A 24083-nucleotide genomic window follows, 5' to 3' on the forward strand; every position below is an offset into this window, starting at 1 on the left:
ACATAGGAACCTGAAAAACCTTTGCGATACCTTCAACAGCCCAATTACTACGTTTGTGAGTCGTCAAGCACTCTCCCTTTGGACCTCCGCGCGCAACCTGAAGCTCTTCTGAAAATCCCTTTCATCACTATGGCTACGGTTAGGTCAGTCTAAGCAGATTCCTAACTTAGGGGTCGAAGCTTCATGTACAAAGTGGACTCAAAAGAGGCGGCAATAATTATGACAATCTTAATCTTCGTAGCACTCTTGCTACTTTTCATAACGCTCGCCATAGCTCCATTGATTGCTGATCTACCTCAAAAAAGTAGCGAACGAGCTAGAAGGCGCGCGAAGGCTTCCCATCCATCTTCACAAGGCAAGATAGTTGTAAAGGTCCATAATGTGCGAAGTGGAAGCTCTCAATCGAAAGATACGAATTCAAGGGGTACGAAATCAGATTTAACGACTGAATTGACGAACTACTATTCGAAGTTGTCATATCTCTCAAGCAACCAATCACCGACTAACAATCGGATAGAGCTCGACCGAGAGAAATTTATCAGCCTTTAGACGGTTATATAACTCTGATAATTGATTCGAAGTTTCTCCGGAGGTTTTAGTTGGCACTCGTAGACGACTTACTTTTTTACAACCAGAGGGCTCGAGAGAGAATTGATACAGAGACTCTTGCCGTGATGGATCGAGCAACTCAGCTGCTCAAAGATAGCGGCTTTGGCGAAGGAATTGTAAAGGTCGGCGACAAGGTTCCGAGCTTCGAACTAGACCTTAGCGATGGCTCGAAATTTTATTTGGAGGACGCTTTGTCCAAGGGTCCGGGAGTTATCAAGTTTTACCGAGGCGGGTGGTGTCCGTACTGCAACATGGAGCTTCAGAGCTACCAGCAATTGATTCACAAATTCGAAGAACAAGGGTTGTGGCTGCTAGCGATCGCACCAGAAGAGATCGACCGTATAGGTGCGACGATCCAAAAGAGGGAACTGACCTTCCCGATTGCCGCCGATCCAAGCCAAAGTGTAGCTAGATCGCTCAACCTAGTGTTTTCACTACCCAAAGACCTAATAGATGTCTACGAAAAGCTTGGCCTTGATATCATGCGTACAGGCGAAGGAATCGAACTACCGGTACCTGCAACCTTGATAGTAAACCGCGACTCCACCGTCGTCGCAAACTTCTTCGACCTCGACTACACCAAGCGCAAAGATCCGTCGGCAATTCTTGAAGCGGCTCGAGCGCTCGTATAAGTTCCGAGGGTCTTGAGAGCGCTAGTTTCGTAGTTCCGCAGTGACAAATGTTGCCTCTAACAATTACTCAAGGGGGCACACTTGTTGAACTTGAAGTCCTTCAGCCACAATCGATTGCCTAGGGGCTACATAGAGTCGATTTCGAAAGTATTCTTACAGACGAGAGCTAGTTAATTCGAGATTGTGACACTTACTAGAAGTAATGGTCCTCGACAATCTAGTTCGATCGGAGTATGAAATGAACTACAAAGTAATCGCCTTCGACCTTTACGGAACTCTGCTGAATACCGATGGCACCAAAGATGCATGCGTTCGCTACTTTGGCGACAAAGGTATAGAACTTGTATCACTTTGGCGGAGATTTCAACTGGAGTTCACTTGGTTACGATCACTTACCGGAGACTTCAAGGACTTCGATGAAATCACGGCCGATGCACTCGTCTATTCAATAGAACTTCTCGGCCTCGACCATACCAACGAATTAGTTGAGGACATTGCGCGATCGTATCTTGACCTTCCCGCATTCGACGAAGTTGGTACCGTTCTTGCCCGACTCAATAGAAACTTCGAAACGATGGTTGTATCCAATGGAACTCCGTCGTCTATCAAGATCGCCGTCAAGAACGATGAACTGCACTCCTCACTCAATTATCTTGTCTCGGCTTCAGCGGGAGGCGTCTTCAAACCTAGCCCAATCGCATATGACCAAATATTCGGCTTTACCGCATGTTCAAAGGCTGAAATCCTCTTTGTATCATCTAATAGTTGGGACATAAATGGTGCCTCCACCTACGGTTTTGACACATTTTGGGTAAATAGACGTCGAGCTCCATTCGAAAACCTTGGCGCAAGAGCAAAGTATGTTGGGCAAGATCTAAACGACCTTATGATTCTCCTCGACGCCTAGCAAATCAATCGAATAACTGTACTTCCAAGGTATACCGTTCAGCTCATAGCGCCGAAACTGTCTAGAAACTGAAATCGCGACCGACCTCCACGGTGCATGAATCAATACAGCCGTCGGTGACTCACTAAAGATCAAAGCTAAATCAAGGACCGCGGTGGAAGCCGAGATGAAGTTATGGTTTTCCATTGCACCGACGGCGTTTAAGGTAACCGCCTTTCACGGTCCGACCAAGTTTGGATGGATCGATAGCTATGAGCCAAAACCTCCTCATGAGAACTACCATCTCGAGCGTCTTCGCCCTAAGTGAGCTCCTCCGCATCAGCCGCAGTGGCCCCTTCCACAAGCAGATTCCATCAAATCCTCCTCTCCCTTTGTCACTTTCTAAAAAGGGCAGGAATCTGATCAATGGCTGCACTTCACTAGGGTATTAATCATGGAAAATAGACAGATACAGCGAGCGAATTTTACAGTTTCTGCACTTGGTCTTGGCACGTGGCAACTAGGCGGCGACTGGGGGGATGTATCAGAAGAACAGGCACTTGAAATACTAGGCAATGCCTATGGGGCCGGCGTCAACTTCTTTGACACCGCCGACGTCTACGGCGATGGAAGGAGTGAGCGCATAATCGGCTCATTCCTCAAGACTATTGACAAAGATAAGGTCATTGTGGCCACCAAGATGGGGCGAAGGGCTCCTCTCGACAGCTCCTTTTACACCTACGAAAACTTCTCCGCGTGGATCGATCGTTCGCGGACAAATTTAGGAGTCGATAGCCTCGACTTGACACAATTGCACTGCCCACCAGACGAGGTCTTCGATATTGAAAGTGTCTATGACGACCTTGATCGCCTCGTTGACGAAGGCGCTATCAAAAAATACGGCGTCAGCGTAGAAACTTGCTCTCAAGCCTTAAGAGCGATTAAGAGGCCGAACGTGGCAACAGTTCAAATCATTTTCAACGCCTTCAGACTAAAACCCCTCGACGAGGTACTTCCAAGCGCCAAAGAGGCTGGAGTTGGGATAATCGCAAGAATTCCACTAGCGTCAGGGCTATTGAGCGGCAAGTACACAAAAGAGACCATCTTTAGTCAAGACGACCACCGCAACTACAATCGGAAGGGCGAAGCTTTCGACGTAGGAGAGACCTTCTCGGGAGTGGACTACGAAGTAGGCCTCCAAGCAGCCAAGAGGTTTGCCAACCTACAGAACGCAGTTGCGCCCGCTACAGCGGCAATAGCTTGGATTCTCTCTCATGACGCAGTATCAACAGTTATCCCTGGTGCGCGAAATATCAGCCAGCTCAAGGGAAATTTAGCAGCTACTGACTATCTCGATCTGGGAGCATCAATAGATACCGGCGTAGTTGACATCTACGACCAGTATCTAAGATCATCTATTCATCCACGCTGGTAATCGAAAGAAGTACAACGGAGATGAGCGCCACATGAAAAATTCGATCTCATGTCGGCATCGCTGTCGTAATCTTCCGACTTACCTCACGAGCCTACGCATTTAACTTTGACTTCAAAAGACGTTCTCAGGCCACCTCTAATAGGTGGCCTGAATTGATTGCGGCAATAGCTAAAACGACCTACGTGTCCTATTCTCCCGACTTCCCACTTCGATCCTTAGCACTTTCACCGATCTTAGCGGTAGCTAAAAATTCACTGACGTCGCTCTGCTGAAACCGAAGTTAGATGGCAGATGTACAGCGGAGGCACCTTGGCACTAACACGCCTGAGGCTGATCTCAACCTTGGATCTTTCTACCACCCTCACAACCCTGAACTAGCCCTCTCTGCCAAGATTGTTGTCATCTAGCTTGATTTTTGTTTATAAGAGGGCGAAGATGGAATGGACATGAAAAGGTACCCCAAAGAACTAAAGCAAAAAGTAGTTGCAGCTCTATATGAGCTCGACAATTCAGGAGATGCTACACCTGGTGCTATCGCCAAGATTGCAAGGGATAACGAAATCAATGCAAACGTTGTCTACCAGTGGAACTCAGAGCGCAAGGCTAGTGCAAATTCAGCCAGCGATAAGATCAACAAGATCAAAGCTGTTGTTGACACAGCTGCGATGAATGAGCACGAACTCGGTTCTTGGTTGAGATCAAATGGAGTTCTAGCAGTAGACCTGGAGGAGTGGCGCAACACCCTAGAGTCAGCTCTTGACAACAAGAGTGCTGCTAATAGGGCTCACCAGGCGGAACTTGATAAAGAACGTAAAGCTAGAGTACGAATTGAAGCTGAACTTCGACGGAAAGAAAAGGCGCTAGCAGAAGCTGCTGCTCTATTGGTTCTTCAAAAAAAAGTACGAGAGATCTGGGGGGAAGAAGGGGACGTCTAGTCTCTCCCCTCTGTATCTAGATCACAACGTTCGAGCTCAAGCTGTAGCTCTAATCAATGAAGCAGTAGATGCAGGTGCTAGATGTTACAAAGCCTGTGAAGTTTTGAAGATATCCACTCGTACATTTAGGCGATGGGAATCTGGTGCTACAGATCGCCGGCGAGGAGCTGTACACAAACGTCGCTCTAACGCACTATCGGAGGAAGAGAGACATGAGATCATCGAAGTGTGTACTTCGAGTAAGTTCTCCTCTCTTACCCCTGCCCAAATAGTTCCAAAGCTCGCTGATCAGGGCAGATACATTGCATCTGAGAGGACCTTCTATCGAGTACTAGCCGATAGCAATCTAAACAAGCGCAGGAGCAGGACGAAACCGCCGAAGAAGAGAGCTAGACCAGTGCACACAGCAGTAAAACCAGGTGACATCTGGACACTTGATATCACCTGGCTAAATGGACCAGCTAGGGGTATCTATTACTACGCCTATGTGATCATCGACCTTTATTCGAGGAAGATAGTCGGATGGGAAGTATACGAATCCGAAAGCTCTGAGCAGCTAAAGAGAGTCGTAAAGCGAGCAATGGCTAGAGAGAATATGGTCCCGAAGGTGATCCACAGCGACAATGGATCACCTATGAAGGGCTGGTCACTAGTTGAGTACTTATATGAGCTAGATGTAAATATATCAAGGTCACGGCCTCGGGTATCTAACGATAATGCTCATATCGAGTCGCTCTTCAAGACCGTGAAGTACTTTCCAACCTATCCCTATGGAGGATTTGCCACAATAGAAGAATCGCGTAAGTGGATGAGTGAATTCGTTGATCACTACAACAACGACCATCAGCACTCTGGCATCAAATTCGTAACTCCACAACAAGCACACAGTGGCGAACATATTGAGCTACTAAATAGACGGCGCGAGCTCTACGAGGGAGCTCGCAAATCCAAACCAGGACGGTGGATCTCGGGCAAATGCAGAGACTGGGATCCAGTATCAGAGGTACCTATTATTCCTACGAATAAGTCGGTTGGAGATGGACCAAAAGGGAGACGAAAGGAGGTAGCTTAGATTGTGCGAAAGTGACAACTTCCTTGGCAGGCTCCGTTACCCTAAAAGCTGTGGTGTCCTGGTCCCTAATATTTACAGGAAAGCAATCCAACGCGCGATAGTAGCTTTTGGTGGTCTTATCCTCAAATGAGATCGATGAAGGCTACTACTTCATCACAAGAGGGACAGAGTCCACCTGTTCCGACCTTCTTACAGAACAAGCCACAGTCGTCACATCGCTGGACTCCTAGGTATCTTGTTTCACATTGCGGACATTCATAGACGGTGCAATCTTTTCTCTTATTGCCCTTTGGCAATTTCGCTATGGGGACCTTGTTTCTATTACGGAGCTTCCATGCATTTACTCGACATCTGTCGCTACAGTAGATTCTTGGCTTAGTACCAGTAATTGCATTCCCACAGTAATGACATACTGGCGTTGCCATAGCGTTGCCTAGGGGGATTTTATCTTCCACTTACATCTCCTTATGGATAGTTGTGATTGGGTGCCAAGGAAACGTCTCAAGTAATTCCTGGCCCTTGGTGATGGCTATTAGCAATCATGGGTGAATGCGGACAACTAAGGGTTTTTACACATTCACCCAGACTGAGATTGACTAAGAACATCCCACTGCAGCCATGGTGGTGACATCGGGGAGTTATCTGGGTGAGGCCCATGAAGATGCATATGGGTATGGTTACCCATATGCATCTTCATGGGTGCTAGCTATTGCTGGCAACACTAGCTAGGCGTTCTCAAATGGTCATTGACTAGAGCGAACTAATCGTCTGTGATCATTGGAGGTCACTAGCGCTAAATGGATCGCTTTATGAATTCAATCGTCAAAACAAGAGCCAGCCTCTCTGTCGTTGTCATTCGACGAAGGGCTGGCTGTGATCCTTGAAGCTCAAGTAGGCCTAAGAGTCAACCGTAGGATCCAAAGACCCACTAAAGAGGCTCGAATTGAAGATTTCTAGTCGCTAAGGTGAAGTTGGCTATCAACTAATCACCGCTCACTTGTCACTACTTCTCCTTGTCTATGAGCTGCAGCTGCCTGAGGGCTGGTGTAGATACCTTGGGCTACACGATCACGTAAGCGATAGGAGTTTCCTTTGATATTGATTACCGTGCAGTGATGTAACAGACGATCCAAAATTGCTGTTGCTTGGATGACATCAGGAAATATTTCACTCCATTCTCCAAATCCTTTATTTGAAGTGAGAATTATCGATCCAGTTTCGTACCTGGCGCTAATTACCTCAAAGAAGGCATTGCTGGCTACATGGTCGATGGCTCGGTATCCGATTTCATCGATAATTAGTACTTTTGGAGTGATGTATTTTCTAAATCTAGCTCCAGATGTCCCATATGACAGATCATCGGCGATTTTAGATAGCGTTGTAAAGTAGACGCTGTATCCGCCAATGATGGCTTCCATTCCAAGACCTATAGCGATGTGGCTTTTACCAACCCCAGGAGGTCCAAGTAGGACTACGTTTGACGAAGTTGCCACGAATGCCAATGAGCACAAGCCATCGATTACTGCTTTATCGAGCGAAGGACAAAAGGAAAAGTCGAAGTCAGATATACGCTTTTTGGAAGGTAAGCCTGCCGTTCGCATTCGAACTTCAAAGGCTCGTTCGCGCCTAGTCGAGAGCTCATGGCTAAGTAGATCTTTACCAAATGCCAAATAGGAGTAGTTCGCCTCAGTGGCACTTGTAAGCTTGGACTCTAGGATTTCTGCTGATCGGCTCAGTCCTAATTCAATAAGAATCAAACGAAGTTCTTCTAACTCAAGCATTTAGGCTAACCTCCTCGTAAACCCCAAGTGAACGTTGTTGTACTTGGGTGTTAACGTATTGCCTAGCAATTGGAACAGGCCCTATGAAAGATCCATGTCGCTCTATGCCTTTATATTGTTCGGGCAGATAAACCATGGAGCGCTTTTTGTAAGAGAGTGCGTGAGTAGCAATTAGCTCTTCATCTAAAAAGACCAAAAGAGCATTGTTCTCAACAATCACGCTGACAACCCTATGGGAAAACCGCCAAGGAACTCCATATCTAACTCCGGCGAAAGAAAAGAATCCGTCAGCACCAACTTTTCTAAACTGACGTTCAAATTGATAAAGTTCACTTCGTTTCGGAAGAGGCCGAAGATAGGGCGACTCATTGGCAAATGCTTCTAGGGGAGTCTCGCCAAGGCCATTATGTACTCTCGTATCAGTTTGTCGACACCAAGAAAGAGCCTGTTCATTCAAGTCGGCTAAGTTGGTAAAAGTACGTGCTGGCCAAAAGTTATCCTTGGCGTATCGTATTCCTCGTTCTACTTTGCCCTTTGTCTGGGGTCTTCTCACTGGAGCTAACTTGATTGATATACCTAAATATTTAGCCAAGTCGCTCGTGTGACTATTTAGGTCCCATCCTTGAGTGGTTGAGCCACCAAGGACAACTGTTTTCATGTGATCGGTAAGAAATGCATCGGTTATGCCACCAAAGTAATAAAGAGCATTGATCAAACAGGTAGAAAAGCCATAGATGTCAGCTGTTAGGGCAAACTCTAGATAGACCCTTTAGCTATAACCCATTGTCACCATAAGTCCAGCGATGTTTCTCCTTGTTCCTCGGTGATCGTCATAACCAAAGAGTCCCCAATCAAGTTGAATCTGAGCTCCCGGTTTGCTTTCATAGCGAATGGTCGCCTTGGCGTGAGGTCGAATATTTGGTTTGATAGATTTTACGTAATTACGGATCGTCGTTTCTTTAGAGCTATAGCCCAAAGGTTCTATTCGAGAGAGTATCGCTGGAGCACTGATCAATCCGTCTTTGACAAAACCATCAATCATCTCCTTATAGAGGACCTAAGTTTTGATCCCCTAGGGGCTCTAGGTGGTTTAGTTTCGCACATTGCTCCATCACGAACGTACTTGCGTACAGTATTCCTAGATACACCGGCAAGTTTAGATATTTCGTGATAGCTGTGTCCTTGTGATCTTAATTCAATTAAATTCATTAATGTCCTGCCCTTCAGCATTTGATGACTCCTCCGTGGTTTTGAATGTTCCACAGACAAGTCTTACTGGAGGGTGGGTCAATTTAATGTTGCTGATCCTGGGTCAATTTAATGTTGCTGGCAACAACCATCATCATCATCGACGGCGGAAACTCGTAATACCGAGTTGATACGACCCGCGCCACGAATCTATTCAGCCAAGGAATTCATCGCACTGATCGCGGAACGCGTGGCGGCGTGTGGGACATTGAACGGGGCGACTGTCTCATGATTGAGGGTGAGACCGAAGTAGTCAAACGCCTCGAGCCGATCTTTTTAATCGTTGCGCCCGGTATGGACTCTGCGCCTCGAACGCTAGGACGAACCGGCAGGTCCACCACGCAAGAGCACGGGTACCTGCACTGTGGCCACAACGGCACAGGACACTTTATGAAGATGGTCCACAATGGGATTGAGTACGGGATGATGGCGGACCTCGCCGAGGGCCTCAACGTTTTGCATAGCGCCAACGCCGGTCAGCGCCCAGCCGACAATGAAACAACCGGTGAGGCAAATAAATGAACAGCTTCTACGACGATTATTCAATAACTCTGAACGGACTACAACTACGACAACGCCCAATGCTAACTATCAGCCAAAGGCCAAGGTCTTTGAAAAATGGAGTCAGTTCGAGACATTCAAATCGGATCAATCAGAAAATTACTTTGGTCCGATTTGTGTCTACCAACCATTCGGCTACTACTGAGTCGGAACCACTACAGAAAGGAAACAATATGACAACTCTTCAAGACTACAGAAAGACGAGGTGCCTATCATGAGCGAGAACACGGAGTTCATTATTGGAAGCAACGTGTCGTGTAGCGATGGCACATGCGGAGAACTGCGACGTGTCGTCGTCGATCCCGTCGCCCGAACGCTCACTCATTTGGTCGTCGAGGCGAAGCACCGGACGGGAATGGGCCATCTCGTTCCGATCGATCTCGTCAGCTCTTCTGGAGCCGAGATCAACCTAAACTGTACCGTAACTCAGTTCGAAAATCTCGAGGATGCTGAAGAAACCCAGTTCCTGTCTGGAGCATATGGACCGTGGGACTACAAGCAGGACCAGATGCTCTCTCATCCCTACTACGGACTTGGCATGAGTGGGATGATTGGGACGAGCACAATGGATGGAACGAGCACAATGGATGGGGTGGGCGTGAACGCTAGTCCTCAGGTAATCGTCTCCGACCGTGTTCCAGTTGGTGAGGTTACGGTGCGCCGTGGCGAACCCGTACGCGCCACCGACGGATCTATCGGACAAGTACAAGGACTGGTCGTTGATCCCCATGATCATCATGTGACCCATGTACTTCTCAATGAAGGGCACCTTTGGGGCAAAAAACAGGTCGCCATCCCGATCGGCGCCGTGACTGGAGTTAATGACGGTATCAGCCTAAACCTCACCAAAGACGAAGTGGGCGACCTGCCACCGGTCGAACTCGCCGACCAAGGGTAAGCTCCATCGACATCGGCGCCAACCCGATGGTCGCCTATGGACAGGCCGAAGCCCGGCGTATGAGGGCGAGAAGAGGATTGACGGCGGCACTCATTTCAGATATAGAAAGGACATGACAATGGGCGACCAGCGTGTGATACTCATAAGCGCCAACTGGAAAATGCATCTGAACAACGTCGAGGCGCTTAGTTTGGTGCAACAGTTCGCTGCGCACTTGAGTGCCTCGCCTATTCCGCCAGGGCGCGAGGTGAGCATCCACCCGCCGTTCACCTCCTTGGCCACGGTGAAGGCCGCCATCGAAACCTACCGCCTTCCTGTTGTGCTCGGTGCGCAGACCTGCCACTTCGCCGACTCAGGTGCCTATACCGGTGAGGTGAGCGCAGGAATGCTTGCCTCGCTGAACGTTCGCTACGTGATTGCCGGGCACTCCGAACTGCGTGCGCAGTGCGGCGAGACCGACGAGGTCGTGCGTGACAAGGTCAGCGCCATCTATCGGCACGCAATGCGGCCGATCCTCTGCGTTGGTGAGACCACCGCAGAGCGTAACAGTGGCGTTGCTGAAAGGAAGGTTCGCCGGCAGGTGGCCTCGGCGCTCGGCGACCGGCCAGCTGAGTTGGTTGCCGCGGCAGTCATTGCCTACGAGCCGCTCTGGGCTATCGGTGCTGGGGTGACCGCCACGCCCGACGATGCGGCGCAGATGTGTACAGCGATTCGAAACGAACTCGGAAACTTAGCCGGAGTAGATGAAGCCGCGATGGTTCGCATCCAGTATGGCGGCTCGGTCACAGCTGAGTCCTCCGGGGCGTTACTCGGTGCGGAGAACGTAGACGGGTTCCTCGTAGGTGGGGCGAGCCTCGACGCCGAGCAGTTTAGCACCATCGTGACCGGTTGATTCGGGCCGCGATGCTGGACAACTCGTCCCTCTCCAGGACAGGGTCGAGGCTGGCCTTGTGAGCAGCGCAACGACGATGGTCGTGTCTCCCGACGCCGTCAAGCCAATTGCTCTGATGGTTGCCTGGCTGGCCTGTTTGCTCCTCGGCACCCAAGTGCCATGTGCCACCTGGAGATCGCACCGCTCTCTGCCCGCGCCTGAGTACTCCAAAAATCTGTACCAGTCATTCCAGTAATTATTTACCAATCCTTTCAACCTACCACAGGAGCCATTGCGGAATGGCCTGACTATTCCATAACTTGCGACCACGCAATATTGAAAACTGCGACGTGCGTCACGAATAGGTGGCGTGGGTCAAAAATATCTTGCTCGTAGTGAGTCAAAGATAGGTTGCTGGCAACAGTGACCAGGGAGATGCTCGTCATTCAGCTGAATCTCGCGGCCCATCCGTCTTCGGTGAATGGGTAGCGTTAGCTTTGGTGCCTTGGCGTCACAGTTTCCGGCGATGCTCCAGCCGGTAACGACGCTGCATGGCTGACCGCCGCGTTCCCAGATGTCGTTGTGGTCGCTATTGTGCCCGCTGTTGTCGCCGGTAACGACGCTGCATGGCTGACCGCCGCGTTCCCAGATGTCGTTGTGGTCGCTATTGTGCCCGCTGTTGTGCCCGCTGTTGTCGCCGGTAACGACGCTGCATGGCTGACCGCCGCGTTCCCAGGTCTTGTGCCCGCTGTTGTCGCCGGTAACGACGCTGCATGGCTGACCGCCGCGTTCCCAGGTCTTGTGCCCGCTGTTGTCGCCGGTAACGACGCTGCATGGCTGACCGCCGCGTTCCCAGGTCTTGTGCCCGCTGTTGTCGCCGGTAACGACGCTGCATGGCTGACCGCCGCGTTCCCAGATGTCGTTGTGGTCGCAGGATTCAAGTCGGAATATGTCGGGCGACCGTGAGTCGTACCTGAAGAGCTTGCAGACGCAGCGCTGCCGTTTGATGTGTCTGGCGGTGCTACCACCGAACCTCGGTCGAGTTCGTATCCCTGGTACTCCTGAGCTGGGAGAGAATTCTCCTGTGAGCTCGTTCTGGACGCTGGAGCGGGAGTCATAGTGCTACCTGTTGCGCTTGCAGTCGTGTTCGCAGTCAGTGCTGATGCTGCAACCTTGCTTGCAGGGCCTGCTTGCGTGACGAGTACCGACGGAGCAACACCGTGCACGAATGAGACGAGTGCCATCGTTTTTCCGACAGTTCCAACCACGGCGGGGAGACCCACAGGGGCCGTCCATCCGAGGAAGGGCAGTTGAGCAATCCAAGCAGCAGGGCCCGACATAAACCGAAGGCGCCCAATTGAAATGTTTAGAAAGGCACGTACTACATCAGGATCAAAGTGCGTCCCAGCACATCTCACTACTTCTTGACGGGCCTCCAATATAGACATTGGCCTCTTGTAGGACCGTGCGGCTGTCATGACTTCGTAGGCATCGGCAAGTGAAACGATGCGCCCAGGGAGGGAAATATTGTTCCCGGATAGACCTAACGGATAGCCTTGGCCGTTCCATTTCTCGTGATGCTCCCATACGGCGTTCGCAAATGGACCCATCCACCCCAGAAGTGGCTCCAAGAGTTTCTGGCCCTCAAGGGGATGTCTTCGTATTTCTTCCCACTCGGCAGGCGAAAGAGCCCCACCTTTGTTCAGGATTTTAGTGGAGACAGCCACCTTCCCTACGTCATGAAGCAGTGCGGCCCACACGAGTTTGTTGCAGTCACTCTTTGATAGGCCGACTTCCTGTCCTATGAGCAGTGCATAGGCTTTCACTCGTTCAGCATGACCTCTGGTTCTACGGTCATGGTACGTGAGTGAAGCGACCAGTTCGATAACTGAAGCAGCATCTGTCGGCGTCTTGAATTCCTGAGCCTTCATGTCGACAGCCTTGACACGCTCTTCGAGTTTTCTCACGGATCCAGCACGCATTGCTGACTTGAACCGAGACGGTGCCTGGTCAGGAAAGATCATCGTCAGTTTCAAGAGGGCGACTAACGGTAGAAATCTCCGGGTCTGCCTCTCCACCACCAACAAAAGTAATGACGAGGAGAGCAATAGCGAAGCCAACCATGCCAACTGCGAGATTGTCGTATGTGGCTCTCGGATGATGTGGCTGAAGACGATGCTGCTCATCACTGCGCTCGCTATAGGTATCAGAAAGAGACCTAGATGTAACAGCAATGCATGCCGGGGCTTCGCTGCCCATTCACGGGGTTTTGCTGGCTTGTTGGGCTCAGTCGTCGTTCCCTGATCTATTAGTGCTGCCGTTGCTTTTCCGAGGCCGGTATCTCTTAGTGGCAAAATATTTCGCCTTGATAACACTACTCTGAGTGACATGACGTGTATATCGGTCTTTTTAGTGAATTACTTTAAGTGATTTGTAACGATGGACGATGCTCGAAAACTAAACACTTACAACGCTCGAAAAGTGAACAGTTTCAGACACCCCAGCTCTTGTCTTCAGCGGTCAGCATCACGCTTGGTAAAGCTTTCGATGCCTCGTTCCCTCAATCGATAATTAGCGCCTTTGAGGGCGAGCACGGCGGCATAATGGACGATGCGGTCGATCATCGCAGCTGCGACTACTTGGTCCCCAAAAACACCACCCCAGCCTGAAAACGCCAGTTTGCTGATGAGAATGAGTGAGGCATGCTATTGATGCGGTGTGCTCATGATCGCAGTAATGCGGACAAAAGCACAGGCTCAGAAAGTGTCCGAACTAACTGGGTGTAAAGTTCTTCTTGACGAAGGTAACCCAACAAGGAAGATATCGCTCACCGGAGATTTCGAGCAATACCGAGATATGCACTAGAGTCAGTCAGCGTACTATTTGCAGCTATGTGACGATACCGGCGAGAAGGTTCCAACTGGTTGGACGGTCACAGGGGCTTCGATTGAGGTCGAGTGGCCAAAAGATCCACAGGTAGCATCTGGTATCCGTTCTCACTTTGGTGCTAGACGCTTCGCCTACAACGGAGCGCTAACCAAAGTAAAGTCAGACATGGAAGCCAAGAAAGAGAACTCAGACCATAAATCGACGCCGTGGACTCTTGAGGCACTTCCTAAACAGTGGAACCAAGGAAAGAACGGGATCGCTCCTTGGTGGGGTGATAACTCCAAAGAGGCATATGCCTCTGGCATAGCTGACCTCGTACAGGCGCTATCTAACTGGTCTAGCTCTAAACACGGCAAACGAAAGGGCAGGAAGGTCGGCTTCCCTCAGTTCAAGTCCAAGAGAAAAGATGTAGGGCGACGCTTTCGTTGATTACGCGGGGGTATCAAGGCGTCACTGAAGCTGATGATGACGTAGAGGTGGCTGTGTAGTTGCGTTGTCGCTATCTGTTAGGGCAAACTAGGGAGTCCGAATAAAATGGGACCCCCTCGCTGTTTTTTGTCCGAACTACAAGAGGGTCCCCCAGAGATGCCAGAGGCACCATGACCTTAATTGTATCTAGTGATCCCGACGTTGTGGAAGCTGAATTGTTGGGTGGAAAACTTTTTTGTCCATCCTGTAACGGAGTGCTTCGGAAATGGGCACATGCGAGGTCGAGAACCATTCGTATGCGTGACTGCACTAAGACGCTTTGTCCACGAAGATCGCGCTGTAGTGATTGTTTTAAGACCTCGGTTCTCCTGCCCGATTACCTTTTAGTTCGCCGGGTGGACGAAGCAGCGGTAATCGGGTCAGCTTTAGTTCAAAAGGCTGAGGGACTTGGACATAGAAAGATCGCTGCAAATATCTGTCGTCCCGAGACAACCGTCCGAGGCTGGCTCAGACGTTTTAGAGAAAAGTTGGAGATACTCCTAGAACGCTTCACCAATTGGGCTCTGGTTTTAGATGTCACATTGTCTGAGATTGCCCCAGCGGGATCTCTATTCGCAGATGCCCTAAGTGCAATTGGGATTGCTGTTCGTTCTCTAAGCATCCGCTTTGGTCCTAGTCCCCCATGGTCCCAGATGTCAGTTATGTGCGGAGGAAGACTTCTTTCCAACACCAACTCACCCTTTCCAGCACCTTCATAATCAGTAATGATTCTTTTTGTCATTTATTGGCACGACAAAAAGGAGAAAAAGTGACAACGGATCCACTGGAAGAGCCAAAACATCACCGAGCGGAAGATATAGCACTATTTCGCTACGGGATAGTTCGTGAAGCAGCAGATGAAACCCTCTCTAAAACAAAGCGGGGGCAACTTGTACGCGAGTTGGCTTATACCACCCATATTGGTATTGACGGAGTTCCGGTAGTGGTATCGCGCCAAAGCATCGACCGCTGGATCCGTACCTACAGAAAAGGCGGCTTTCAAGCTCTTCACCCTTCAGCACGCCATGTTGAGCCCCGTACCCCGGAGCATCTGCTTTCTTTAGCATGTGAGCTTAGAAAAGAAGATCCTTTTAGAACAGCAGCCCATATTGCCCAGATCATCAGAACTCAAAATGGATGGTCACCTAATGAAAGAACTCCACAGCGTCATTTCAAAGCTTTAGGACTCACAAGATCCCAGCTGAGCGGTCAAAACATTGCATTTGGGAGATTTGAGGCAGACTATCCAAATGAGCTCTGGGTGGGAGATGCTTTACACGGCCCGGTAATTGCCGGAAAGAAGGCAATCTTGTTTTGTTTTTGTGACGATCACTCCCGATTGGTTACAGCTCACCGCTGGACATATTCTGAAGATACTCTTTCAGCTCAGGCAGCGCTACGACGTGGAATACTCTCAAGAGGTATACCGGGTACCGTGTATCTCGACAACGGGAGTCCATTTGTCTCGCGTCAACTGCTAAGAGCCCTGGCAGTTCTCGGGATTCGGCTAGTGCACTCGAAACCTGGGCGTCCAATGGGTCGTGGAAAAATTGAGCGTTTTTTCATCAACGGTAAGAGACCAGTTCCTAGTAGAAGTAGCCCACAGCGATATCTCTTCGCTGGAAGTTCTCGAAGAACGCTTCCAGGGGTGGGTGGAACAGGTCTATCACCGACGGATTCATTCTGAAACCGGCCAGACACCACTTGAACGGTTCTCCATTCTGCCAAAGATACCAGATCTTTCTCTTGTGAGGGAGGCATTTCTATTCTCTGAATCAAGAACTGTTACAAAAACTGCAACGGTTTCCCTCTATGGGAACGACTACGAAGTAGACCAGGCTCTGGTAGGTAGGAAAGTAGATCTGGTCTTTGATCCATTCGATCTCTCAGCTATCAATGTGCGGTATATGGACAGAGACTTTGGTAAGGCTGTTATTCATAAAATCTCCCGCCATTCGCATCCGATGACCATTGCCCACTCGCCAGAAACCATAAAACCAACCGGAATTGACTATCTATCCCTGGTGGATAAACAGCACAGGAAATACCTTGGATCTCCAATTGGCTACAGGGAGCTAAACGCAGAGGAAGAGAAATGAGCATAGATCAGATACGTTCACATTTTGGATTTACAAAGATGCCATTTACAAAAGAAATATCCCCGTCTGATCTCCACCCCAACCAGGGGCACTTAGAAGCAGTTGCCCGGATTGGCTTTTTAGTTGATGAATCAGCTATTGGAGTGATAACCGGAGAAGTTGGATCTGGCAAAACAGTAGCAGTGAGAAAAGCAGTGTCACTGTTAGAGCCATCGAGACACAGTATTATCTATCTGGCTAATCCGGCACTTGGAACTAAAGGGATATATTCAGGGATCGTCTCTCATTTAGGCGAGAGTCCCTGTTTTTACAAAACACCGCTTATCTCCCAGACAATCTCGCTGCTTGCATCTGAATCGGAAAAGGGACGAAAGGTGGTAGTGGTATGTGACGAGGCTCATCTCTTGGAAGGTTCCCAGTTAGAAGAGCTGAGATTTCTTACCAATAGCGATATGGATTCATCCAGCTCTTTTGCTCTGGTTTTAGTTGGTCAGCCAAATCTAAAGGCACGGCTGCGACTTTCAACCTTTAGCGCACTTGAACAGAGAATATCGCTTCGCTATAGCGTTCCACCAATGAAATCGGAGGAAACCAAAAGCTATACGCTACATCACCTGAAGCTGGCAGGTCGAACGGATGCTCTATTTTCAGATGAAGCGTTGGGACTGATTCATCAGGTTTCCAGAGGTCTGCCGAGAGCGGTCAACAACCTTGCCCGTCAAGCACTGATAGCCACATTTGCAAATAAAAGCGCAATCGTAGATGAGAAATCGGCACGCCAGGCAATATCAGAAGTTGATTCAGAGTGAGAATGAGAAAGTTAGCGACAACCAGAGGACCGCCGTGACCACCATCAGTGTCACTGGCGACATAGCGATCACACAACATGATCAGTTACTATGTCGTCTGCATGATCAGCTTGGCTGGTGGGCAACAAAAGACCGCAACAGAGTACGTTTTACGACTGGCACTATGGGTTTTGAGGACGATCATCGAACAATCGTGCTGCCGATGATAGGTGCGCTACGCTCTATGGAGAACACGCGCAGAATACAGCGTCACCTAGCTAAGAACAATGCTCGTCTACTCAAGCGCACTCTATCACAGAGATGGGGTCGGTTGTTCGTCTCCTGCCAGCTCGCGATCAAGACAAGCGTAGTTACTCCACCGTCTGCAACTATGTCCAAGAAAGACCCCCGCGCCGGTGTCGATCTAGGACTAAGGTCACTTGCTACTATCGCAGACAGCAATGGTAGCATGACAGCTATTCCTAACCCCGCTCCGCTCAGAGCTACTATGAATGAGCGTCGTAGGGTTGGACGCAATCTCATCCGACGGATACCCGGATCACACGGTCACAGGCAAGCGAAAGCCAAGCTTGTCAAGTTAGACCGTAAAGCCGTATACGTCCGTCGTGAAAGTATCCATCAGTTAACCTGTTACCTGGTGGATAACTACAGCGAAGTTAAGATTGAAGACCTTAACATCGCTGCCATGGGTCGAAGTATGGGAAGACGGGCATTGCGCCGTTCGGTATCTGATGCCGGACTCGGAGCCTTCAAACCAACGCTTACCTATAAGGCCGAACGTGCCGGAGTCAAGGTAGTCGTTGTAGATCGCTTCTTTCCCTCGTCGCAAATCCACCACAACTGCACAGGCAGACTCACGGGTGCAAAGCTCGCAAAGAGACTTATCTGTGATACTTGTCATGTTGAGGTGGATCGAGATGAGAATGCTTCATTGAATATCCGTGACTGGTCGGTTATCAGTTGTGGGCCAGTTGGGTCCAGCGCCCTGCCCGTTCCCAGGCCATTTGGTACAGGCGGCAGTTGCGATGATGGGATGACTCATCATCGGCCGCGCTGTTCTTGTGATGCAAGCCGGTGTCCCCAGAGGCGCCATCGCCAACGAACTCCAGGGCCAGTCCACCTTTGATTTCTCCGTGCACCAAGCCTCGGGGATACTTTCGGTGCAGACTAAGCTTTCGGTGAAAGACGCCCTGATCATGCTTCGCGCACACGCGTTTGCTGTGGATATATCTCCATCCGAACTCGCGCATCGAATCATCGACCGTGGCACTCGGTTTGACTTTCAGTCTAGGGTCTGGCTAGAAACAGACCCGAAAAACAGGGAATATGAGGAATACGAGGAATATGGGAATTAGTGTAGAGGCATCCGGTAGTTCATCCTCAAGGGTCGCCGACCGTTCTTGGGGGAACCCAGCAAGACGAGGGAATTATGAGTAGAGAATCACTGATAGTCAGCACGCTGGTCGAGTTGGCCGACAATCTCGTTGACAGCTTCGACATCATCAACATCCTCACGACCCTGAGTGATCGCTGCGTCGAAGCCTCAGACCTCCGGTAGTTGAGCCACAATCCCTGTTTTGAACAGGGATTTCTTTTATGTTAGGAATTGCATAAGTCGTTCAATAGTGCCATGATAAGGAGATGAGAAAACGCCGAGAACAAATCGAATTGCTTCCGGGTATGCCTGCGCCATTCAAGCTCACTAAGACGATGGTAAACGGCGAGATGGTGGTGAGCTGGGGGCCTCGGGCAGTTTTCGTCTACGATCCAGCGGACCTAGGAATGCGAAACTTGGCCATCGTGGCACTTACTTCGGCAGGAGCCTCGGGCTTAGAGGTGGCTGCTCTCTTTGAGTTGCGACCCGAATACATCTCGAGATTGCGGGGCAGAGCATCCAAGGGCGGTTCCGCCGCTTTGGTCCCACCTATGGGACGACCCCGGCTTCTCAGTGATGAGGCGATTGCTCAGGCCTATGCCATGGCGGATGCAAACCGTCCAGGGACCGAGATCGCCGCTGCAATTTCGGTCTCGACCGCCACTGTGAGCCGTCTTCTGGCACGGCGAGTTCGCCCTGAGTCCGAACAACTACGCCTCAGTGTCATTGATGGGGTTGAAAAGCCCGATCAAGCAAACATAGAAGCCGAATCCGCCATAGTAAAGCCCGATCTTGGAAACAGTAGCGACACCGACAATCTAGTAGTTACCCGCATCAGCGATGGGATCCGCCAAAGTGCCTATGCAGGGGCGATGCTTTTGCATGGCTTTTTTGATCGAGTGGGTGCCAGTGCTGTGTTCGGTGTGTTGCCATCAGGTAGCGCACGCCGCTACGACGTGAGCGCCACGTTGCTTGTTGCAACCTTTGGATTCGCACTTGGTGCATCGTCACTAGAGGGAACCAAGCACCTATTGGACACTGACGCCGGAGCACTGGTCGGCTTGGAACGCTTTCCTCATCTTCGAACCCTGCGCCCCCGGCTCGCTGGCCTTGCCGATGAGATTGATCCTCTTAGAGTACAAGTAGCTCTAGCCAAGGCAATGCTAGAGGCCGACGATAGCGCTCCGGAAGTGTTCTTTGTTGACGATCACTTCGTTGCCTATACCGGGTCTGCTCCACTGGCTAAAGGTTGGAATACCCGCCGACGACACGGCGAGCCAGGTAGGAACGACACGTTAATCGTCGATGAGAATTGGCGGGCCATCTGTTTTTCATCTGGAGCACCGTCGTCGCTCTCCAAAACCATGTGGGGTCCTCTTGAACAGCTACGGGTCATCTGTGGGGACCGCCCGGTGATGGTCGGCTTTGACCGGGGTGGTGCCTACCCCAAGGTCTTTGCCGAGTTGAACAAGGCCGGCTTCGACTGGGTCACCTATCGCCGTGCCCCTCTTGAGGTACCTAGTGTTTTACCTAAACACTCATGGGTAACCATAGATGGATATCGACACTACATCCAAGTAGCATCAGAGACTCTTCATCTAGAAGATGTCGGAGCGCTCCGCCAGATCAGCATCTATGAGGATGGTCAGGTGGCATTGCAGATCCTCACCTCTGATTTGGTGAGCAGTGCTGCTCGCCTAGCACACACCCTGAGATCGCGGTGGCGCATCGAAAACAGCTTCAAGTACTTACAAGACCACCACAGCATTGGTTGGTTGTGTGACTATCGCATGGATCGCCGCCCTAATGTAGCCAAGGTAACCAATCCCATGCGCACTCAAGCCCATAACGCACTCAAGAGCGCTGAATTAGCTGTTGCAGAGCTTGAGAGATCTATTGGAAGAAACGCTACTACCCAAACTGTCGACATCAAAGAGAAAAACAACACTCTTGATAGTCTCTCGCGTCAACTCGAGGTGGCACGTGTGGTCTTCGAGGAAGCAAGAGTTGCACTCAAAGCTATCCCCGCCAAGATCCCCGCTACCGATATCGATCCCAACGCCACTAGAGCTTGGCCTGTCACCAATCGCCGGGCCTTACAGATGGTCTGTAGATTGCTCGCTTACAACGCAGAACTTGACTTGGCTCGAACGCTCAACAACTATCTCTGTGATCTAAATGAGTACCGGAGCATTACTCGTAACTTGCTTCATCAGCCCGGTGAGATCCGCTATAGCCCAAGAGCAATTACCGTTACCATTCGTCAGCCTGATGCTCCCCGCATCAATCGAGCCCTTAGTCTGCTCATAGAACAACTCAACGCTAACCCACCGCGCCTTAGCGGTGACAACCGACCAATTACTTATCAGATCGAGCCAAAATCTTGACATCGATGTACTTCGCTATTACCGGAGGTTTGAGGCTTGGAGGTGGACGCCGCTGGGGTCTTGCTGGCTTCACCCGGTGGAGAACTGCAGTTCGTAGCTTCCTCGAGCGAATCGATGCGCGTGCTTGAGCTCTTCCAGATCCAAACGAATGAAGGTCCGTGCATGGACTGCTACCGGAGCGGTGTAGCCGTAGTGAATGTGGCCCTCAGCGAGGCGAACGGACGTTGGCCGCTCTTTGCACCGCGAGCAATCAAGCACGGCTTCCACTCGGTGCACAGCCTTCCCCTGCGACTGCGGGGACGTACCATTGGCGCTCTCAATCTCTTTCGAACATTGCAGGGACCGATGGAAGACGGAGACATTGCCGCCGCGCAAGGCCTCGCTCACGTGGCGACCATCGCCATCCTTCAACACCGCGCGATGCTCGACGCCACCTCGCTCAATGAGCAACTCGATCACGCTCTCACCAGTCGCATAGTCATCGAACAAGCGAAGGGCATCATTGCCGAAGCGACGCAGTGCAGAATGGACCAAGCGTTTGGGCGACTCCGTGCTCATTCACGCAATCACAACGAAGGTATCACTTTGGTCGCCTCGGCCATCGTGGCGGGAACGCTTCAAGCGAATGATTTGGACAATCCGACGTAACGAAGTTCGGGGTACTGTGGAGAGTTCGCAAGATGTTTCGCATCACGGTAATCGTCAGTGTATTTGCTGGAAGTGACAATTATATATCTCAGCTACTGGGTCGAGGGCTAGCTTGTATCGAGCCCGCATAGTCCTATCTTTCATAGGAGGAATACCGAAAGGCCTCGTTTTGCTGCTTTTCTTAGCTATATATAACCGGCGAAGTGGCAGATGCTGATAGCCCCGGTGCGTCACCTGTGTTATGGCATCTGCCTTTGATTTGGGTGTTGACCAGATTATCTTGTCCACACCCGGGGTTTTATTGCCTTTATTTGTTGTCACTAATTTAGCAGCAAGTGCCTTGCTGCTAAATGAGTGAGTGAGGAATCAGATGTTGAAGGACTTTCACCTTGTTCCATCTGCCTTGGAAAGTGTTGCCTTTACGACGTAGGCTTCGTCAGTAGGGCCACACTGTGGCGTTAGCCATTTTCATTTGCCTTCCTAGCCTATGAGGTTCTACGGCCCATCTCGCAACTCTGGCTATTTCACAACTGCGACCAAGGAGAAGTCTGCTTGGCTTTGCACCTGGTAATCTCTCAACAGGTAATGTCTCAAGGTGTATCCGTCTCATTAACAAGAGCGCGTTTCGCGCTTTCTCTCCAATCCTTGTGCCCCCCATCCCCATCGGCCTTCCTTAGCTTTGGCTTGCCCAATTGCTTGGGCTGGGATACGGGCTTAGAAATGTTCCGCCGAAATAACATACGTTGGGGTTAGGGCCTGCCTTTTCACCGGAGGGAATTGTTGTCAGCGCGCATCTATAGGACAATGATGCGACCGTTCCAGATACCTTTTGGTCCAAGCCCATCAGCAACTTTGGCTTGTTTGCAATAACGATCTTTAACCAGCAGTTCACATATGTTGCTCATACCCAGCTAGGCCTACCTCCGTGCCGCCTGGCCCTTTAGGGCCTTTTGGTTGAAAGTGTTGGCTTCTCCTCACGGATTTGGCCTATTAGATTTCCCGCGGGTACTTTTCCGACAGCTCCATACCAGAGAATTACTCCTCTGGCATGTGTCGGTGGGCTTTGCCAGCTGAATGACAAGTTCCTCCTTTTGGAACAGTTTTACCAGGCAACTACATTTCGCACCTATTTATTGATGCAAGAATCAAAGAGGTCCCTAAGCCCAAGTTTCTCAGCAAGCGCGATAAGGAAGTATTAATCCGCCGTTGGAAACTGCGTTCGAATCGTCAAAGGTGGCCTTCAAACGGTCTAAGCTACTAGTAGATGCTTGCATCTAAAAGGTGCTACTTGAACTGGTTGTTTTTAGTCTATTTTAACCTAAAGTTTACCAGTTCAAGCAGCACCTTTTCCACGCCAAAATCAAAGTCGATTGCCTAAATTTTCGGTGTCTCCAGGATTACCGCCAAAGGAAGGTGTGAGGTCAGGCAACTTTGAAGCATTTACTCGCGAAACTAATCTCATCGAGCCGTCGAGTCATTGCTACTGAGGTCTCCGTTGTCGTTGTCATCATTGCGGCAATCGGAGTGAGTCTCAGCTTCGGTGGCTCGGCACGGATTCCACCACCGAGTCGGACTACCACGACGAAGTCGTTACCCACGACAACGGCAGTTCCGCCTACTACTACTAGTACTACAACGACGATGCCACCAACTACGACAACGCCGTTAGCCGAACCAGGAGGTGGCCTGACCTTGTTCCCAGGAAAGCGCATCGTTGCCTTCTACGGTGCTCCCGGCGGTGGGGTGCTTGGAGTGCTCGGGCAGACCTCGCCAGAAGTTGCGTGGACGGCTCTCGCACAACAGGCAGCGCCATACGCACAGCCGGGAGTACAAGTGATACCGGCCTTTGAATTGATTACCTATGTGGCCCAACATGCCCCCGGCCCCGGTGGGACCTACTCTCAGGAAATCTCTCCTCAGGCTATTCAGCAGTACCTCGACGTTGTCCAGGCACACGATGGACTTTTGATCCTAGATATTCAACCCGGTCGCGGGGGATTCTTGGCCGATGCAAAGACGCTTGCCCCATTCCTAAAGCTACCTGACGTCGCGTTAGCTCTGGACCCAGAGTGGGAAGTAAACAATACACAAGTGCCCGGTCAGGTTATTGGTCATACGACGGCAACTGAAATCAACCAGGTTGCAAGTTGGCTACAGTCCCTCACGACCGCCTATAATTTACCGCAAAAGCTGCTCCTTATTCATCAGTTCACGCAGACCATGGTACAGAACAAGCAGGATGTACAACCGCAGGCCAACGTGCAGATTGTCTTCAACATGGATGGATTTGGGAATTGGCCCGTGAAGGTCTCGAGTTATCATCTTTTGGCATCTGACCCGCGTTTCGGTCTTGGTATAAAGCTCTTCTACCAACAAGACAAACCGTTGCATCCTCCATCCGACGTTCTTGCTCTCGTCCCTCAACCCGATGTCATTGAGTACCAGTAAGTTCGATCCACCTTATGTGAAGTAAACGATTA

General features: G+C 50.4%; 23 protein-coding genes and 3 pseudogenes. 18 read left to right on the plus strand and 8 right to left on the minus strand.

Annotated features, from left to right (window positions below; genetic code table 11):
• Positions 1-183: 183 nt before the first annotated feature.
• The 6 genes from ACIDITHRIX25_RS91275 (at position 184) to ACIDITHRIX25_RS91300 (ending at position 5569) form a co-directional block, all read left to right on the plus strand.
• A complete protein-coding gene (locus ACIDITHRIX25_RS91275; protein ID WP_213333412.1) occupies positions 184-549 on the plus strand; it encodes a hypothetical protein in 366 nt (121 codons plus the stop codon).
• 50 nt (positions 550-599) lie between these two features.
• Positions 600-1241 (plus strand): peroxiredoxin-like family protein, encoded by a 642-nt coding sequence (locus tag ACIDITHRIX25_RS91280; RefSeq protein ID WP_201732717.1) that lies wholly within the window; start codon positions 600-602, stop codon positions 1239-1241.
• A gap of 238 nt (positions 1242-1479) precedes the next feature.
• The gene (locus ACIDITHRIX25_RS91285) at positions 1480-2148 is read left to right on the plus strand and encodes a haloacid dehalogenase type II (RefSeq protein WP_201732718.1); all 669 of its coding nucleotides are present in this window, start codon (positions 1480-1482) and stop codon (positions 2146-2148) included.
• Between the two features lie 433 nt (positions 2149-2581).
• On the plus strand, positions 2582-3562 hold the full coding sequence (locus ACIDITHRIX25_RS91290; protein WP_201732719.1) for an aldo/keto reductase: 981 nt from the start codon (positions 2582-2584) through the stop codon (positions 3560-3562).
• A gap of 446 nt (positions 3563-4008) precedes the next feature.
• Positions 4009-4497, plus strand: coding sequence for a hypothetical protein (locus tag ACIDITHRIX25_RS91295; RefSeq protein WP_052604628.1), 489 nt, complete (start codon positions 4009-4011; stop codon positions 4495-4497).
• A 10-nt stretch (positions 4498-4507) separates the two neighbouring features.
• The gene (locus tag ACIDITHRIX25_RS91300; protein ID WP_283770417.1) at positions 4508-5569 is read left to right on the plus strand and encodes an IS3 family transposase; all 1062 of its coding nucleotides are present in this window, start codon (positions 4508-4510) and stop codon (positions 5567-5569) included.
• A 122-nt stretch (positions 5570-5691) separates the two neighbouring features.
• Here ACIDITHRIX25_RS91300 and ACIDITHRIX25_RS91305 read toward each other — a convergent pair whose 3' ends face one another.
• The 5 genes from ACIDITHRIX25_RS91305 to ACIDITHRIX25_RS91325 form a co-directional block, all read right to left on the minus strand.
• Entirely contained in the window at positions 5692-6024 is a 333-nt protein-coding gene (locus ACIDITHRIX25_RS91305; protein WP_152625793.1) for a hypothetical protein, read from the minus strand.
• Positions 6025-6555: 531 nt separating this feature from the next.
• Positions 6556-7350: an IS21-like element helper ATPase IstB gene (gene istB, locus ACIDITHRIX25_RS91310; RefSeq protein ID WP_201732634.1), complete on the minus strand. Its 795-nt coding sequence runs from the start codon at positions 7348-7350 to the stop codon at positions 6556-6558.
• Complete coding sequence (locus ACIDITHRIX25_RS91315; protein ID WP_201732720.1) at positions 7343-8065, minus strand: Mu transposase domain-containing protein; 723 nt, start codon at positions 8063-8065, stop codon at positions 7343-7345. Before ACIDITHRIX25_RS91315 ends, istB begins: the two co-directional genes overlap by 8 nt.
• A gap of 54 nt (positions 8066-8119) precedes the next feature.
• Positions 8120-8392 (minus strand): hypothetical protein, encoded by a 273-nt coding sequence (locus ACIDITHRIX25_RS91320; RefSeq protein WP_052604141.1) that lies wholly within the window; start codon positions 8390-8392, stop codon positions 8120-8122.
• Positions 8389-8580, minus strand: coding sequence for a helix-turn-helix domain-containing protein (locus ACIDITHRIX25_RS91325; RefSeq protein ID WP_201732636.1), 192 nt, complete (start codon positions 8578-8580; stop codon positions 8389-8391). Before ACIDITHRIX25_RS91325 ends, ACIDITHRIX25_RS91320 begins: the two co-directional genes overlap by 4 nt.
• Positions 8581-8826: 246 nt before the next feature.
• Between ACIDITHRIX25_RS91325 and ACIDITHRIX25_RS91330 the strand changes: the two genes are divergently transcribed.
• The 3 genes from ACIDITHRIX25_RS91330 to tpiA all read left to right on the plus strand — a co-directional run bounded on the left by ACIDITHRIX25_RS91330 (position 8827) and on the right by tpiA (position 10949).
• Positions 8827-9120 carry a hypothetical protein gene (locus tag ACIDITHRIX25_RS91330; RefSeq protein WP_201732721.1) on the plus strand — a complete coding sequence of 98 codons (294 nt, stop codon included), beginning with the start codon at positions 8827-8829 and terminating at the stop codon, positions 9118-9120.
• Between the two features lie 253 nt (positions 9121-9373).
• Positions 9374-10057 carry a PRC-barrel domain-containing protein gene (locus ACIDITHRIX25_RS91335; protein WP_201732722.1) on the plus strand — a complete coding sequence of 228 codons (684 nt, stop codon included), beginning with the start codon at positions 9374-9376 and terminating at the stop codon, positions 10055-10057.
• A gap of 118 nt (positions 10058-10175) precedes the next feature.
• On the plus strand, positions 10176-10949 hold the full coding sequence (tpiA, locus tag ACIDITHRIX25_RS91340; protein ID WP_201732723.1) for a triose-phosphate isomerase: 774 nt from the start codon (positions 10176-10178) through the stop codon (positions 10947-10949).
• Positions 10950-11419: 470 nt separating this feature from the next.
• On the opposite strand, the gene ACIDITHRIX25_RS91345 is transcribed toward tpiA, so the two are convergent.
• The gene (locus ACIDITHRIX25_RS91345; protein WP_201732724.1) at positions 11420-13282 is read right to left on the minus strand and encodes an HD-GYP domain-containing protein; all 1863 of its coding nucleotides are present in this window, start codon (positions 13280-13282) and stop codon (positions 11420-11422) included.
• A 159-nt stretch (positions 13283-13441) separates the two neighbouring features.
• Positions 13442-13633 (minus strand): annotated as a pseudogene (locus tag ACIDITHRIX25_RS91350) (ATP-binding protein); the annotation flags it as partial.
• Between the two features lie 178 nt (positions 13634-13811).
• Here ACIDITHRIX25_RS91350 and ACIDITHRIX25_RS91355 point away from each other — a divergent pair.
• From ACIDITHRIX25_RS91355 to ACIDITHRIX25_RS91390, 8 genes and pseudogenes are all read left to right on the plus strand, one after another.
• Positions 13812-14246 carry a hypothetical protein gene (locus tag ACIDITHRIX25_RS91355; protein WP_201732725.1) on the plus strand — a complete coding sequence of 145 codons (435 nt, stop codon included), beginning with the start codon at positions 13812-13814 and terminating at the stop codon, positions 14244-14246.
• 170 nt (positions 14247-14416) lie between these two features.
• The gene (locus ACIDITHRIX25_RS91360; RefSeq protein WP_201732726.1) at positions 14417-15004 is read left to right on the plus strand and encodes a DUF6431 domain-containing protein; all 588 of its coding nucleotides are present in this window, start codon (positions 14417-14419) and stop codon (positions 15002-15004) included.
• A 26-nt stretch (positions 15005-15030) separates the two neighbouring features.
• Positions 15031-16384: pseudogene (locus ACIDITHRIX25_RS91365) on the plus strand (DDE-type integrase/transposase/recombinase).
• Positions 16381-17193: an ExeA family protein gene (locus ACIDITHRIX25_RS91370; RefSeq protein ID WP_052604286.1), complete on the plus strand. Its 813-nt coding sequence runs from the start codon at positions 16381-16383 to the stop codon at positions 17191-17193. Before ACIDITHRIX25_RS91365 ends, ACIDITHRIX25_RS91370 begins: the two are co-directional and overlap by 4 nt.
• A gap of 34 nt (positions 17194-17227) precedes the next feature.
• Positions 17228-18319 carry an RNA-guided endonuclease TnpB family protein gene (locus ACIDITHRIX25_RS91375; RefSeq protein ID WP_201732728.1) on the plus strand — a complete coding sequence of 364 codons (1092 nt, stop codon included), beginning with the start codon at positions 17228-17230 and terminating at the stop codon, positions 18317-18319.
• 34 nt (positions 18320-18353) lie between these two features.
• Positions 18354-18548, plus strand: coding sequence for a hypothetical protein (locus tag ACIDITHRIX25_RS91380; protein ID WP_201732729.1), 195 nt, complete (start codon positions 18354-18356; stop codon positions 18546-18548).
• Positions 18549-18834: 286 nt separating this feature from the next.
• Positions 18835-20955, plus strand: coding sequence for a putative transposase (locus tag ACIDITHRIX25_RS91385; protein ID WP_201732730.1), 2121 nt, complete (start codon positions 18835-18837; stop codon positions 20953-20955).
• A gap of 42 nt (positions 20956-20997) precedes the next feature.
• The gene (locus tag ACIDITHRIX25_RS91390; protein WP_249685707.1) at positions 20998-21603 is read left to right on the plus strand and encodes a GAF and ANTAR domain-containing protein; all 606 of its coding nucleotides are present in this window, start codon (positions 20998-21000) and stop codon (positions 21601-21603) included.
• Between the two features lie 87 nt (positions 21604-21690).
• On the opposite strand, the pseudogene ACIDITHRIX25_RS91395 reads toward ACIDITHRIX25_RS91390, so the two are convergent.
• Positions 21691-22009, minus strand: a pseudogene (locus tag ACIDITHRIX25_RS91395) (reverse transcriptase N-terminal domain-containing protein); the annotation flags it as partial.
• A gap of 1025 nt (positions 22010-23034) precedes the next feature.
• On the opposite strand from ACIDITHRIX25_RS91395, the gene ACIDITHRIX25_RS91400 reads away from it, so the two are divergent.
• The gene (locus ACIDITHRIX25_RS91400; RefSeq protein WP_201732732.1) at positions 23035-24051 is read left to right on the plus strand and encodes a hypothetical protein; all 1017 of its coding nucleotides are present in this window, start codon (positions 23035-23037) and stop codon (positions 24049-24051) included.
• Positions 24052-24083: the final 32 nt, after the last annotated feature.

Source organism: Acidithrix sp. C25 (assembly GCF_904848545.2).

Bases quoted from the DNA above. Each gene is read 5' to 3' on its own strand.
- ACIDITHRIX25_RS91275 (WP_213333412.1), top strand. From the start codon at position 184: ATGTACAAAGTGGACTCAAAAGAGGCGGCAATAATTATGACAATCTTA.
- ACIDITHRIX25_RS91285 (WP_201732718.1), top strand. From the start codon at position 1,480: ATGAACTACAAAGTAATCGCCTTCGACCTTTACGGAACTCTGCTGAAT.
- ACIDITHRIX25_RS91290 (WP_201732719.1), top strand. From the start codon at position 2,582: ATGGAAAATAGACAGATACAGCGAGCGAATTTTACAGTTTCTGCACTT.
- ACIDITHRIX25_RS91295 (WP_052604628.1), top strand. From the start codon at position 4,009: ATGAAAAGGTACCCCAAAGAACTAAAGCAAAAAGTAGTTGCAGCTCTA.
- istB (WP_201732634.1), bottom strand. From the start codon at position 7,350: ATGCTTGAGTTAGAAGAACTTCGTTTGATTCTTATTGAATTAGGACTG.
- ACIDITHRIX25_RS91320 (WP_052604141.1), bottom strand. From the start codon at position 8,392: ATGATTGATGGTTTTGTCAAAGACGGATTGATCAGTGCTCCAGCGATA.
- ACIDITHRIX25_RS91325 (WP_201732636.1), bottom strand. From the start codon at position 8,580: ATGCTGAAGGGCAGGACATTAATGAATTTAATTGAATTAAGATCACAA.
- ACIDITHRIX25_RS91330 (WP_201732721.1), top strand. From the start codon at position 8,827: ATGATTGAGGGTGAGACCGAAGTAGTCAAACGCCTCGAGCCGATCTTT.
- ACIDITHRIX25_RS91335 (WP_201732722.1), top strand. From the start codon at position 9,374: ATGAGCGAGAACACGGAGTTCATTATTGGAAGCAACGTGTCGTGTAGC.
- tpiA (WP_201732723.1), top strand. From the start codon at position 10,176: ATGGGCGACCAGCGTGTGATACTCATAAGCGCCAACTGGAAAATGCAT.
- ACIDITHRIX25_RS91360 (WP_201732726.1), top strand. From the start codon at position 14,417: ATGACCTTAATTGTATCTAGTGATCCCGACGTTGTGGAAGCTGAATTG.
- ACIDITHRIX25_RS91370 (WP_052604286.1), top strand. From the start codon at position 16,381: ATGAGCATAGATCAGATACGTTCACATTTTGGATTTACAAAGATGCCA.
- ACIDITHRIX25_RS91385 (WP_201732730.1), top strand. From the start codon at position 18,835: ATGAGAAAACGCCGAGAACAAATCGAATTGCTTCCGGGTATGCCTGCG.